Source organism: Zobellia sp. B3R18, assembly GCF_018860715.1.
Taxonomy (GTDB): Bacteria; Bacteroidota; Bacteroidia; order Flavobacteriales; family Flavobacteriaceae; genus Zobellia; species Zobellia russellii.
Genome location: NZ_JAHKQG010000003.1, coordinates 156,800 through 169,787 on the forward strand (window position 1 = coordinate 156,800; position 12,988 = coordinate 169,787).

14 protein-coding genes are annotated in these 12,988 nt (G+C 36.0%); all 14 read left to right on the forward strand.

The window, feature by feature from the left end:
* The first annotated feature begins 66 nt into the window (after positions 1-66).
* A complete protein-coding gene (locus KO513_RS01695; protein WP_215912011.1) occupies positions 67-1,125 on the forward strand; it encodes an L-dopachrome tautomerase-related protein in 1,059 nt (352 codons plus the stop codon).
* Positions 1,126-1,153: 28 nt separating this feature from the next.
* Positions 1,154-1,453 carry a putative quinol monooxygenase gene (locus KO513_RS01700; protein WP_215912012.1) on the forward strand — a complete coding sequence of 100 codons (300 nt, stop codon included), beginning with the start codon at positions 1,154-1,156 and terminating at the stop codon, positions 1,451-1,453.
* Between the two features lie 55 nt (positions 1,454-1,508).
* On the forward strand, positions 1,509-2,303 hold the full coding sequence (locus tag KO513_RS01705; RefSeq protein ID WP_215912013.1) for an SDR family NAD(P)-dependent oxidoreductase: 795 nt from the start codon (positions 1,509-1,511) through the stop codon (positions 2,301-2,303).
* Between the two features lie 8 nt (positions 2,304-2,311).
* Positions 2,312-3,088, forward strand: coding sequence for a glycine betaine ABC transporter substrate-binding protein (locus tag KO513_RS01710; RefSeq protein ID WP_215912014.1), 777 nt, complete (start codon positions 2,312-2,314; stop codon positions 3,086-3,088).
* 75 nt (positions 3,089-3,163) lie between these two features.
* Entirely contained in the window at positions 3,164-3,820 is a 657-nt protein-coding gene (locus KO513_RS01715) for an alpha-ketoglutarate-dependent dioxygenase AlkB family protein (protein ID WP_215912015.1), read from the forward strand.
* A 187-nt stretch (positions 3,821-4,007) separates the two neighbouring features.
* A complete protein-coding gene (locus KO513_RS01720; RefSeq protein ID WP_215912016.1) occupies positions 4,008-4,682 on the forward strand; it encodes an NAD(P)H-dependent oxidoreductase in 675 nt (224 codons plus the stop codon).
* Positions 4,683-4,709: 27 nt separating this feature from the next.
* Positions 4,710-5,717 carry a zinc-binding alcohol dehydrogenase family protein gene (locus tag KO513_RS01725; protein WP_215912017.1) on the forward strand — a complete coding sequence of 336 codons (1,008 nt, stop codon included), beginning with the start codon at positions 4,710-4,712 and terminating at the stop codon, positions 5,715-5,717.
* A gap of 30 nt (positions 5,718-5,747) precedes the next feature.
* Positions 5,748-6,215, forward strand: a complete 468-nt coding sequence (locus KO513_RS01730; protein WP_155596475.1) for a cupin domain-containing protein — start codon at positions 5,748-5,750, stop codon at positions 6,213-6,215.
* 1 nt (position 6,216) lies between these two features.
* Complete coding sequence (locus KO513_RS01735) at positions 6,217-7,323, forward strand: L-dopachrome tautomerase-related protein (RefSeq protein ID WP_215912018.1); 1,107 nt, start codon at positions 6,217-6,219, stop codon at positions 7,321-7,323.
* A gap of 246 nt (positions 7,324-7,569) precedes the next feature.
* Entirely contained in the window at positions 7,570-9,123 is a 1,554-nt protein-coding gene (locus KO513_RS01740; protein ID WP_215912019.1) for a DEAD/DEAH box helicase, read from the forward strand.
* A gap of 79 nt (positions 9,124-9,202) precedes the next feature.
* Positions 9,203-9,472, forward strand: coding sequence for a UBP-type zinc finger domain-containing protein (locus KO513_RS01745; protein ID WP_215912020.1), 270 nt, complete (start codon positions 9,203-9,205; stop codon positions 9,470-9,472).
* A 12-nt stretch (positions 9,473-9,484) separates the two neighbouring features.
* Positions 9,485-11,128: an FAD-dependent oxidoreductase gene (locus KO513_RS19750; RefSeq protein ID WP_215912021.1), complete on the forward strand. Its 1,644-nt coding sequence runs from the start codon at positions 9,485-9,487 to the stop codon at positions 11,126-11,128.
* Between the two features lie 14 nt (positions 11,129-11,142).
* On the forward strand, positions 11,143-12,009 hold the full coding sequence (locus tag KO513_RS01755) for an AraC family transcriptional regulator (RefSeq protein ID WP_215912022.1): 867 nt from the start codon (positions 11,143-11,145) through the stop codon (positions 12,007-12,009).
* Positions 12,010-12,131: 122 nt separating this feature from the next.
* Positions 12,132-12,977 (forward strand): enoyl-CoA hydratase/isomerase family protein, encoded by an 846-nt coding sequence (locus KO513_RS01760; protein ID WP_215912023.1) that lies wholly within the window; start codon positions 12,132-12,134, stop codon positions 12,975-12,977.
* Positions 12,978-12,988 lie beyond the last annotated feature (11 nt).

Below are 12,988 nucleotides of genomic sequence, written 5' to 3' on the forward strand. Positions count from 1 at the left end.
AGAGAAGGTGAACACAAATATCTTTGCCCTGTATTTAAAAACAAGCAAATTTTAAACTTTCATAAAATGAAAAAAGTAGTATTAGTATCCGCTTTAGTATCAGTATTAGTGATGTGTAAATCAGCAAACGAAAAACAAAACAGTTCAAAAGAAGAAACAGTAACACCTACAGAAATGGTTTCAAAAGAAATTAAAACAGTAGAAACTGTATTTTCAAGCCAAGATATAAGACCTGGTAATTTGGCGCTTACAAGCAATGGAAGATTATTTGTTAGTATGAACCCTTTAGTATCACCAACAACTAAAGTTTTTGAATTAAATAAAGATGGTAAAAATGTAGCCTACCCAAATGCTAAATATGCAACGGGTGAAAGTTCAATTTTCAAAGCTGTCATAGGTATTAGAGCAGACAGTAAAGACAATCTTTGGTTGTTAGATATGGGAACCAAGCAATTTGTGATTTGGGATACTAAAAATGAAAAATTAGTAAAAACCATAGCTATTCCTGATGCGGTTGTAAAACCAGCTAGTTTTTTACAAGATTTTGTAATTGACGAAAAACACAATCGCGTCATTATTGCAGATATGACCCAAGGCGATTTAAAAAGCGCTCCAGAGCCTGCTTTTATAGTTATTAATACCGAAAACGGAGAAGCAAAAAGAATGGCACAAAGTCACGTATCAATGATGCCGGAAATGGAAGGCGGATTTGCATTAAACCCAATAGCAATTGACCCACAGAATGACTGGGTTTATTACGGAGCATTACATAGTAAAACAATGTACAGAGTGCCTGCAAGTAGCTTTGAATCGGATGAAAAGTTATTTAATACTATTGAGAAATTCGGGGTAAAATCATTTTCTGATGGTATGGAAGTAGACGTAAACGGAAATATATATGTTACTAATGTTGTGGATGGCGAAATAGGATTATCTACAAAAAATGAATACAAAACATTGGCTAAAATCCCTGAAGGACAAACTTGGCCTGATGGTTTGTATGTTGCTAACGACGGATTCCTTTACGGAACAGTGGACCAGTTAAATAAAACTGCTGCACTTAACAATGGTAAAGAAGAAAGCGTTGGACCTTATTTGGTAATTAAGACTGAATTGGTAAAGTAAATTAAGAGAATAAATAACACATAGTATTATGAAAAAATCATATTTAACAATAGTAGCAAGAATTTTAGTTAAGGAAGAACACAGAGAATTTGTCAAAGCCGAATTATTAAGTTTGTTAGATGTTACTAGAGCTGAAGAAGGTAATATTAGTTACGATCTTCAACAAGATAATGAAAACCCTAATTTCTTTATCTTTTTTGAAAAATGGGTAAACCGCGAACTATGGCAAAAACATATGGCTAACGAACATTTAGCGCATTATTTAAAAGTAACCGATGGTATGGTTGATGAGTTTATTTTAAATGAAATGACTGAAACAGTAAATTAATAATAGAAACGCACTTAATTATAAGGTGCGTTTTTGTTTTAAAATTAATTAGAAAATGGATTTAAAAATTAAAGATAAAATCGCTTTTATAAGCGGTTCTACAGCAGGTATCGGTTATGCTACAGCAGAGCGATTCTTAAATGAAGGAGCGACAGTAATCATTAACGGAAGAAAACAAGAAACCGTAGATGCTGCAGTAGAAAAACTAAAAGCAAGTACCAACAATACCAATGTTTCTGGTGTTGCTGCAGATTTTTCTAAAGTTGAAGATATCGAGAAACTATTAAAAGAAGTTCCAGAGGTAGATATTTTGGTAAACAACACCGGTATTTTTGAACCTAAAGCTTTTGCTGATATTCCGGATGAGGATTGGTTTCGCTTTTTTGAAGTCAATGTCATGAGCGGAATTCGTTTGGCGCGACATTATTTTCCTAAAATGTTGAAGAAAAATTGGGGAAGAATCATTTTTATATCTAGTGAATCTGCAGTTTTTATTCCAGATGAAATGATTCATTACGGCATGACAAAAACAGCGCAATTGGCAGTTAGTAGAGGATTGGCAGAATTAACTAAAGGCACTAATGTCACTGTAAATTCTATACTACCAGGACCAACAAAGTCTAAAGGCGTAAGTGGTTTTATTCAAGATTTGGCTAAAGCCGATAATGTTTCTGAGGAAGTAGTGGAAGAGAATTTCTTTAAAAACATGCGACCAACATCTTTAATCGAACGTTTTGCTTCGGTTGATGAAGTGGCGAATACCATAGTATACTATTCTAGTGAATTGGCATCGGCTACAAACGGAGCGGCTATTAGAGTAGATGGCGGATTAATTCGTTCAATATTATAAAAATTAAGATGAAAAAAATAATAAAAATAGGGGTTACCAATTTATCATTTCATCGTATTGCAGCTTCTTTGGTTGCTAATACGTTATTAGAAATGGGTTTTAATGTGGAACGCGAATATGCACCACATCAAGAGAATTTTGAGCGTTTAAAATCCGGACAAGTGGATATGCTAGCTTCGGCTTGGTTGCCATCTAGTCACGGAATTTACAAAAATGATGTCGAGAAAGAAGTCCCTTTGCTAGAGCTTGGACTGCACTATAAACCGTATGCGCTTTGGGGAGTTCCAGACTATGTTTCTGAAGAAGTTACTGAGGTTTCAGATTTACTAAAACCAGAGGTGCTTTCTAAAATAAAAAAGGATATTCAAGGTATAAACTCTGGAGCAGGAATAACCCGTTTTTCTATTGAAATGATGGAAGCCTATGGATTAAGTGCTGCGGGTTATAAATTTCACACAGGTACAGAAGACGATTGTTTCAGCGCTTTTGAAAATGCAGTTGCAGAAAAACAATGGATGGTAGTACCACTTTGGAAACCACAATTTCTACATTACAAATACAACATTAGAGAATTAAAAGAACCTAAAGGCCTGTTAGGTATTCTAGACAAAGCGGTTTTATTACTTCGTGAAGATAAAAAGGATGTGTTTGTCCAAGCACAATTAAATAAATTGGATAGTCTTCGTTTTACAAATGATATCATTGCAGAGCTAGATTATAAGGTTTCTCGTGAAGGAAAAGATATTGACAAAGTGACCAAAAATTGGTTACAAAATCAGTCATAATTAGCATTCGTTTTTAGGTAAGTTTAGGGCTGAATTTCCGACAAATTATAACACATTTAAAAGGAGGATTAACAAATGGATTTATTTAATCAGGCGGACTTATTTTCAACAAACGAAGTCCGTAAAATAGAATTTGATTTACCAGGAGCTGATGTTACTTTATTCGAAAATTTCTTCAGTTTAGAAGAAAGCAATAGGTTATATAATAGCTTAATTAAAAATACGCCTTGGCAGCAAGAGCAAATTACCATTCACGGTAAAGATGTAGACTACCCTAGATTGACAGCTTGGTTTGGAGATGTTACCAAGGATATTAAATACACGAATACAAAAAGTAAAATGCATTTATGGAATGCAGATTTACTTTTTATTAAAGAGCGAATTGAGCAGGAGGTCAATATAAAATTTACACGCTGCTTGCTTAATTATTATAGGGACGGAAAAGACAGTGTTGATTGGCATCAAGACTACAAAGGTGACCAACGAAAAAATACTGTTATTGCTTCGGTAACTTTTGGAGAGACCAGGCCTTTTCAATTAAAACATACTACCCGGAAAGATTTAAAACGTGTAGATATTCCCTTAGCTCACGGAAGCCTACTTCTAATGAAAGGCGCTACCCAAGATAACTGGAAACATAAAATACCAAAAACGGCAAAGGAAATTCAACCTAGAATCAACTTGACTTTTAGATGGGTCGGAGAAATTTATATTGGTAACATTAAAGGATAAATCAATTACTATGGGCTTAATATCCGTTTAAAATTCGGGTACAAACCTATTTTTAGTCCTATTTCTATAAGATTCCTCTTAAAAACCTCTATTTGTACATGTATCTCCTTTTTTTATACTATAAAAAAGGTATGTACTGGTTTTACATTTGTATCAAATTAATAAAACAACATTTCAAAATATAATAATGAGTACACCAAACATCGCAAAAGAAGAGATTATCAACGCTTTTAACTTTAGACATGCTACAAAGGAATTTGATGCTACTAAAACTATCTCTGATGATGACATGAAATTCATCTTAGAAGCAGCACATTTATCACCTAGTTCATTTGGTTTTGAACCATGGCATTTTATAGTAGTTCAGGATAAAGAATTACGGGAGTTATTAAAACCTGTAGCTTGGGGAGCACCGTTAAAATTAGATACTGCTAGCCATTTTGTATTAGGTTTAAGTATGAAAGCGCCAATGGTAAAACATGATTCGGAATATATCATGCATATGATGAAAGACGTAAAGCAACTACCTGCTGAAGTAATTGAAATGTATTCTAAGTTTTATAGAGAATTTCAAGAGCGTGATTTTGACTTGGATACGGACAAAAAATTATTTGACTGGTCATCAAAGCAAACGTACATCGCTTTAGGAAATATGATGACAGCTGCCGCTTTAACAGGAATTGATTCTTGTCCTATTGAAGGTTTTCATCAAGAAAACGCAGAAGCTTTATTGAAGGAGAAATTTGGTGTAGATACAGATAAATATGGTTTATCGTTTATGACTGCTTTCGGTTACAGAAAAGCAGATCCAGAATTTGGTAAATCTAGAAGAAACTTTGATGATATCGTTACTTGGAAGTAATCATATCATTCTAAAAAACAACATAAAATGAAAGCAATAGGATACAAAAAGAATCTTCCAATAGAGGATGTAAAATCTCTACAAGACGTAGAATTAGGAATGCCAGAAGCAATTGGCAAGGACATTTTAGTTGAGATAAAAGCAATTTCTGTAAACCCAGCAGATTATAAAGTAAGAGCAGGTATGCCTGTTGAAGGCGATGATTGGAAAATTATTGGTTGGGATGCTACCGGGATTGTAAAAGAAGTTGGAGAAGATGTTACGTTATTTAAGGTTGGGGACGAAGTTTGGTATGCGGGTGATTTCACAAGACAAGGAAGCTATGCGCAGTATCAAGTGGTAGATGAGCGTATTGTGGGCAAGAAACCATCTAGCTTATCTTATGCAGAAGCAGCCGCATTACCGTTAACTTCTCTTACGGCTTGGGAAATGTTGTTTGATAGATTAGAGGTTGCAACCGATGATGCCAGTAAGTCAATTCTAGTAATTGGTGCTGCAGGTGGTGTTGGTTCTATTTTGGTACAATTAGCCAAGAAGCTTACAAAACTGAATATTATAGGAACGGCTTCCCGTGAAGAAACTACAGATTGGTTAAAAGAATTGGGTGCAGACTCGGTTATTAACCACAGAAATAAATTGAGTGAGGAATTTGAGAAATATAAGCTGCCTGCTCCTGATTATATCGTGAGTTTAAATGCTACCGAGCAACATGCGGATGAGATTGTAAAGGTGATAAAGCCACAAGGTAAATTCGGTTTCATTGATGACCCAAAATCATTTAATGTCATGCCATTTAAAGGTAAAGCTGTGTCTACTCATATTGAGTTGATGTTCACTCGTTCTATGTTCCAAACGGAAGATATGATTGAACAGCACAACATATTAAACGAGGTTTCTAAGTTGATAGACAACGGAACAATTAAAACCACTTTAGGGGAAAATTTCGGAACTATTAACGCAGCAAATATGCGTAAAGCCCATGCTTTCTTAGAGACAGGAAAAGCAAAAGGTAAAATTGTTTTAGAAGGATTTTAGACCCAATGAGTCAAATAATTAAAATAGAAAATGAAAACTACACTTAAAATATTTCTTACAGCAGCAATTTTTGCTGGTACTACCGCAAATGCACAGGTAAATACTATTGATTCCGTGGCGACCTCAAAAGTGCAGCATTTCAATTTTGATGAAATGGAATCGGAAACTATTGGCGAAGGTATTCAGCGTAAATGGTTTCATGGAGAAAAAGGTCAAATGACCATTTTCAATTTGGAGAAAGGTGCACATATTCCATGGCACCAACATCCTAATGAGCAGATTACCTATATCATGTCCGGTAAGGTTAAAATCAAGACTATTATAGACGGTAAAGAGGAGTTTGTTATTGTTTCTGGTGGAGAGGTAATTGTATTCCCAGAGAACATACCTCATGAGTTTTGGGCTTTAGAAAAAACGGTGGATTTAGATGTTCACGTTCCGGTTCGTCAAGATTGGTTGTCGAAAGAGTTGCCTGATTATTTAAAGAAGAGCGAATAACATGAAAAAACAACTAATTACACTAAGTATACTACTCTCTGTTATGACTGCAAATGCTCAGAAAACGTTAGCTAAAGCAGAAATTTTTGCCACTGTAGAACAAGCTGTTGGGAATATTGCTTTCACCAATGACGGCGATTTGGTATACAGCCATCATCCATTTTTTGGTCCAGAAATTAGAGTGGTCAAGTTTGATAAAAAAACAAATACCACCACACCTTTTCCAAATTTGGAATGGAATACCCCAAGAGCTACAGATGATAATTATTTGAGCAATGTTCTAGGTATTCGTAATGATGAAAACGGCATTATCTGGATGCTAGACATGGCACAACGTGATAACGTAACACCAAAAATGGTGGGTTGGAACACTCATACTAATTCATTAGAACGTATTTATTACTTACCAAAATCAGTAGTGCCAGCAATCTCACAACCTAATGATATGGTGGTAGATACAAAAAACGGTTATTTTATTATAGCGGATGAAGGTATTGGTAATGGAGGTGATGGTAGTAAAGCGGCTTTTATTATTGTTGATATGAAAACTGGTAAAACACGTCGTGTTTTAGAAGGTACAAGATCTACATTACCGGAAAACACACCAACAATAATTGACGGAAAGCATTTAGCCGTAAACGGTAAAGATTTATTGATTGGTAATGACGGAATTACTGCCGATGCTAATTTTGAATATATTTATTACGGTCCTTTAAACGGCACCAAAATCTACAGAGTTAAAACATTAGACCTTGTAAACGAGACTTTGACCGAGGCAGCTTTGGATAGCAAAATTGAAACCTATTCAGAAAAACCGAATAATGGCGGAATGTCTATTGATAAAGAGGGCAATATATATTTAACAGCTTTAGAAACGAAGAGTGTAGCTGTAGTTCTAGCAAAAGACAGAAGTGTTCACACCATGATAAAAGATGATAATTTAGTTTGGCCAGATGGTGTTAGTTACAACCATGCAGATGGGTATATGTATGTATCCGCTGCTCAGGTGAACAGAGGTGCCGCTTTTAATAATGGTAAAAGCATTGCGACTAAACCTTTTTATATCTTCAGATTTAAACCTATAATAGAAGGTGTTTCTTTTAGATAAGGCTTAGTTAAATTCTTGATGACATTCTAAAAGCCACTTTTTTAAGTGGCTAAATCATCCATTACAATTGACCAACTTTAGGATAAAAAACATTTTTTTGGAGTAACTTATTAATATCTCTGTGAGGAATATCTGGCAAAGGATATCGTTTATGAAAATAGAAGGGAATTGTTTCGGAAAGCCTTTCTATACATTAGTAATAAATTATTGAAGGTATTACCTTTGCAAACTCCAGAAAAAGATATCATGCAAGAGCCCCTATTTGAAATACAGGAAAAGAAAACGGATAAAGAACTATATAGTTACCAGCAAGGTGCCATTAGTCGAATATTCGAAAAATTCGATAATGAAAGAGATGATTACCACTTATTGTATCAATTACCTACTGGAGGCGGAAAGACCGTTATTTTCTCGGAAATAGTCCGTCAATACCTTAAAAATCACTCAAAAAAGGTCTTGGTGATGACCCACCGTGTAGAACTTTGTAATCAGACCTCTAAAATGCTTACTAGTTTTGGGGTGATAAATAAAGTAGTCAACAGTAAGGCCAATCTAGACGACCAAGAACGTTATAATTGTTATGTGGCCATGGTGGAAACCTTAAATAACAGGCTTAATGACGGTATATTGGATATCTCGGATGTTGGTTTGGTCATTGTAGATGAGGCCCATTATAATTCCTTTACAAAACTGTTCAAGTTTTTTGAAAATTCTTTTGTTCTTGGGGTAACTGCAACACCTTTGAGTTCCAATAAGGACTTACCCATGAATAGCAATTACGATGAGTTAATTCCTGGGGAATCCATAGAAAACTTAATTGAAAACGACTTTTTGGCCAGGGCGGAAACTTTTCAGTATGATATGGGATTGACTTCTTTGGAGGTAGGTTCCAACGGGGATTACACGGTTAAATCTTCTGCAGACCTGTATACAAGTCCATCTATGTTGAATAAATTGCTGGAAGCTTATACCAAGCATTCCAAAGGTAAAAAGACGTTGATATTCAACAATGGTATTGAAACCTCAATCCAAGTATATCATACTTTTAGAAATGCGGAATTGCCCATTATGCATTTGGACAATACTGCCACAAAAAAACAACGGAAACAAATTTTAAAATGGTTTCATGAAACTCCGGATGCCATATTAACATCCGTAAGTATTCTAACCACTGGTTTTGATGAACCCACTATAGATACCATTATCCTCAACAGAGCCACAAAGTCTTTAACATTGTACTACCAAATGATTGGTAGAGGTTCGCGGGTATTGAACAACAAATCCAAATTTACCGTAATTGACTTAGGTAATAACATCTATCGTTTTGGCCCATGGGGTGCGGACTTAGATTGGGAGGCTATTTTTAAATCGCCTAACTTCTATATAGACCGTATTAAGGATGATGAGGAAATTGAAGGTAGCTTTAAACATGAGTTGGCAGATGACATTAAATCTGAATTTGCAAAATCCAAAGACACTTATTTAGATATTAAGGCTTTATATAAGGATGCCACCTTTTCGGGGCAATCTTCTAAAGTGGTACTGGAAAAATCCATTGAGCAACATGCTTACATCTGCATAGAAAACAGTGAGGATTTATACGACGCTCTTGCCTTGGCAAAATTACTTAAAGGAGACATTGATAATAGGATACAGGTATATAGCAAATGTATAAGTAAAAGCACCTATAATTTTATTAGTTGGCTAAAACTGGATTATCAGAAAAAGCTGAACGCTTATCTTCGGGAAAACTTTGATTCCGTTTTTGAGCAAATTCATGGTCATCCGCCAGAAGATTAATCTAGTTTAAGATGAAATGCAAGTGGTAAGTATCAAGTTCTTTCGCTAAATTTATAGAACTCCATAAAAAGAAGTTAGTATGCGACAAAAATCTTGCGACCACATAAAAGCCATTTCCAATATCAAAACTGCTACTGAGCGTGTTTGTGAGGAATGTATTAAACTTGGTGATGGCTGGGTGCATTTGCGCACATGTCAAGAATGTGGTGTAACACTTTGTTGTGACGATTCTAAAAACAAACATGCTACGGCTCATTTTCATGCAACCAAGCATCCGGTTATAAATTCGGCAGAACCTAATGAAAAATGGTTTTGGTGTTATATGGACAATGCTTTTGTAACCTATTAAACCAAACCAATTATGATCGATCCAAAATTTCCTGAATTAACTAATGTTCAGGTAGAAAAACTTAAGAAGTACGGAGAAATAGAGTTCTATAAGGAGCCAACGATCGTTTTGGATTTTGGAGACCGGCATTATGATTTTTTTGTGGTGCTTACTGGCGGAATCAGAATTATAGACCCTGATAAAAAAGATGAAAATATTGCCATTCATACCAGGCATCAATTCTCAGGTTCAAGTAGTATTCTTTCGCACAGAGCCGTTGGGGTTTGCGGTGAAACCTTGGCAAATACACAGCTCATAAGAATTAGTCCTGAAAATCTAAAAAGTGCCATTGCCAAATTCAGTGATATTAGCGATGTACTTCTGAATGCATTTTTATTGCGTGAAGATGCGCTGAAAAACAACGTTCAGGGTATTAAGCTAATTGGTTCTGAACACTCCAATGAAACTTACGCTATCCGTGATTTCATGGATAAGAATGATATTTGGTACAATTTTATTGATTCGGATAAGGAAGACGGATTGGTGCAGCTATTGGAAACTTTCAATTTAAAAGAATCTGACCTACCTGTTTTGATTAATAGTCAGAATGAGATTTCTGTTCGCCCATCCATAGATGAAATTGGTACGTGTACCGGTGTTAGATTACAATTGGATGATGATATTTATGATGTTTTGGTGGTAGGTGCTGGTCCCGCTGGCTTGGCTGCTAGTGTTTATGCCGCTTCAGAGGGCTTAAAAGTATTGACCATAGACAGTAATTCCCCTGGCGGACAAGCCGGTAAAAGTTCCAAAATCGAGAATTATCTTGGGTTTCCTACCGGAATTTCAGGACGTGACCTTGCCAATAATGGCTACATACAGGCACAAAAGTTTGGTTGTACCATATCCGTGCCGCATAGGGTAGAGGGCATAGTGCGCAAAGAAGGTTATTACGAAGTTAATTCCAACAACACATCTATATTAAAGGCAAAAACCGTAATTGCCGCTACAGGTGCGGCGTATAGAAGACTGCCTTTGGAAGGTATTGAAAAATTTGAAGGTTCCGGAGTGTACTACAGCGCCACTTCAATGCATGCCAATATGTGTAAAAACAGCGAAATAGGTATAGTGGGCGGTGGCAACTCCGCAGGTCAAGCGGCATTGTTTTTAGCAAGCCATGCGCATAAAGTATATGTAATCATCAGAAACGAGGATATTGGCGCAAAAATGAGCGACTATCTAGTGCAGCGAATTTTCGCATGTGATAATATTGAAGTTTTAACGGGTAGTAATGTCGTTAAGGTTGAAGGCGATACATATTTGGAAAAGGTAGAAATCAAGCAAAACGAAACTTTAGTAGAAAACAACATTAATTACCTGTTTACATTCGTTGGAGCAAAACCGTGTACGGAGTGGTTAGACAATATTATAGATACGGATGCTAAAGGCTTTGTACACACAGGGCTCACTATTTGCGACAATGCTTTGAATGGCGAATCGGTATTCAAACATAGAAAGCCTTACACTTTTGAAACCAGTTTACCCGGACTTTTTGCTGTTGGCGATGTACGTTCCGGGTCGGTTAAACGTGTAGCTTCGGCAGTAGGTGAAGGGTCTATTGTAGTTAGTGACATCCACAAATTTTTAGCGCTTGAAACCGAAGCAAAAACTATATAGTACTTTTAAGCCCTATGCCACGTACCATAATCGAAAATATTGTAATTCAAGAGTACAAAGACCAAACCTTTTTTGAGTTTTGTAAGTATACTACCATCAGGTTTTTTGAAATTGTGTATTTTGAAAAGGGTAACGGCACCATAAAGATTAATGGGAAAACGGTAAACTATTCGGCTAACAGCATTTTTGTTTTTGTACCAGATGATATTTATATCGTAAATCCGGAATCGGCAACTACTACCATTGCCATTAAATTCTTGAAAACCTTTTTCAAGGGAGATGCACCACAAAATGCAAATCTTCCGGTGAACGATTGGTTTCGTAAAATTGAAGGGATTTTAAACAGTGAAAGTCATCAATTGCGTGAAATGCGTTTTGAAACTGAATCGGACAAAATACATTTACTTTCATTGATAAAAATGGTGGCTGCGGAAAACGATAAAAAGAAATCATACGATCTGTTTATCATTCAAAATTCACTTTCTGTAATTCTTCACCTTATTGCCCGTAACATTCAGTTTCTAAATGCTGATATGAGTACCAAAATTGTGGAGTCCTCCAAAATTCAGCAAATCATCAACTTTATTCACACCAATATTTACAATCCGGAATTGCTGACCACCAAAAACTTGGCAGAGGAGTTTCATATGGCGGACAATTACATCAGTGAATATTTTAAAAAACATACTGATGTGTCGCTAAAAAAGTACATTCTTAACTACAAATTAAAACTGGTAGAAACCCGATTAAAATATACGGATCTGCAGTTCTCAGAGATTGCAATGGAATTAGGCTTTACAGATTCTAGTCACCTTAACAAGACTTTCCAAAGTTATAAGGGGATGACTATTGGTGCTTATAAGACAAGTATTTCCCAATAAATTACCATTTACCTCTTTTTTTACTAAAAGCCCTTTGTTTTTTACTTATCCAAAGCTTGAGTGCCTAGGTAACTTTGTACTGTAATACTAACAGAACAATAATTAACCAAAAACTCAATACTATGGAATACAAGAATTTTCAAACATTTACGGCAGAACAAAAAGGAGGAATTTTAACAGTGACTATCAACTTTGGTCCTGTAAACGTACAAGGGCAAGAAATGCTTGCAGATTTAAGTAGTCTTTGTTTACGATTAGAGCGCGATAGAAGTGTAAAAGTAGTTGTTTTTGAATCTTCAAATCCAGATTATTGGGTATGTCATTATGATACCAACCTGCTTAGGGATATGTCTATGGAAGCGGTACCAAGAAACGAAGTACAGTTATTGGACTTACAAGCTGTTTTAGAACGCCTAAGCAAAGTACCACAAGCAACTATTGCTAAAATTGAAGGTTTTGCACGTGGTGGCGGACACGAAATGGCGTTGGCACTGGATATGCGTTTTGCAGCAAGAGGTAAAGCCAAATTTATGCAAATGGAAGTAGGTATGGGCATTTTACCTTGTGGTGGCGGAGCTTCACGTATGGCAAGACAAACAGGACTTGGAAAAGCACTTGAAATTATTTTGGGTGCAAAAGATTGGGATGCAGACGAAGCTGAAAAGTTCGGAACTATTAACAAGGCGTTAGATGCAGACGAAATAGGACCTTATGTAGATGCTTTGGCAGAGCGGATTTCTAAATTTCCGGCAGATTCTATAGCAGCTAGCAAACGCGCGGTATATGCGTCTATAGACTTACCAATAAAGGAAGCTTTAAAAGAAGAAGCTTACCAGTTATTTCAGGCTACGAGCAGAACACCAGCCATAAAAAGATTCACCTACGCAGATGAAAATGGCGCTCAGTTTGACCATAACAACCAAAAGAATTGGGAACAAATGGTAATGGATATTCAAGAAGTAAATTAAGGTGCCGAGCG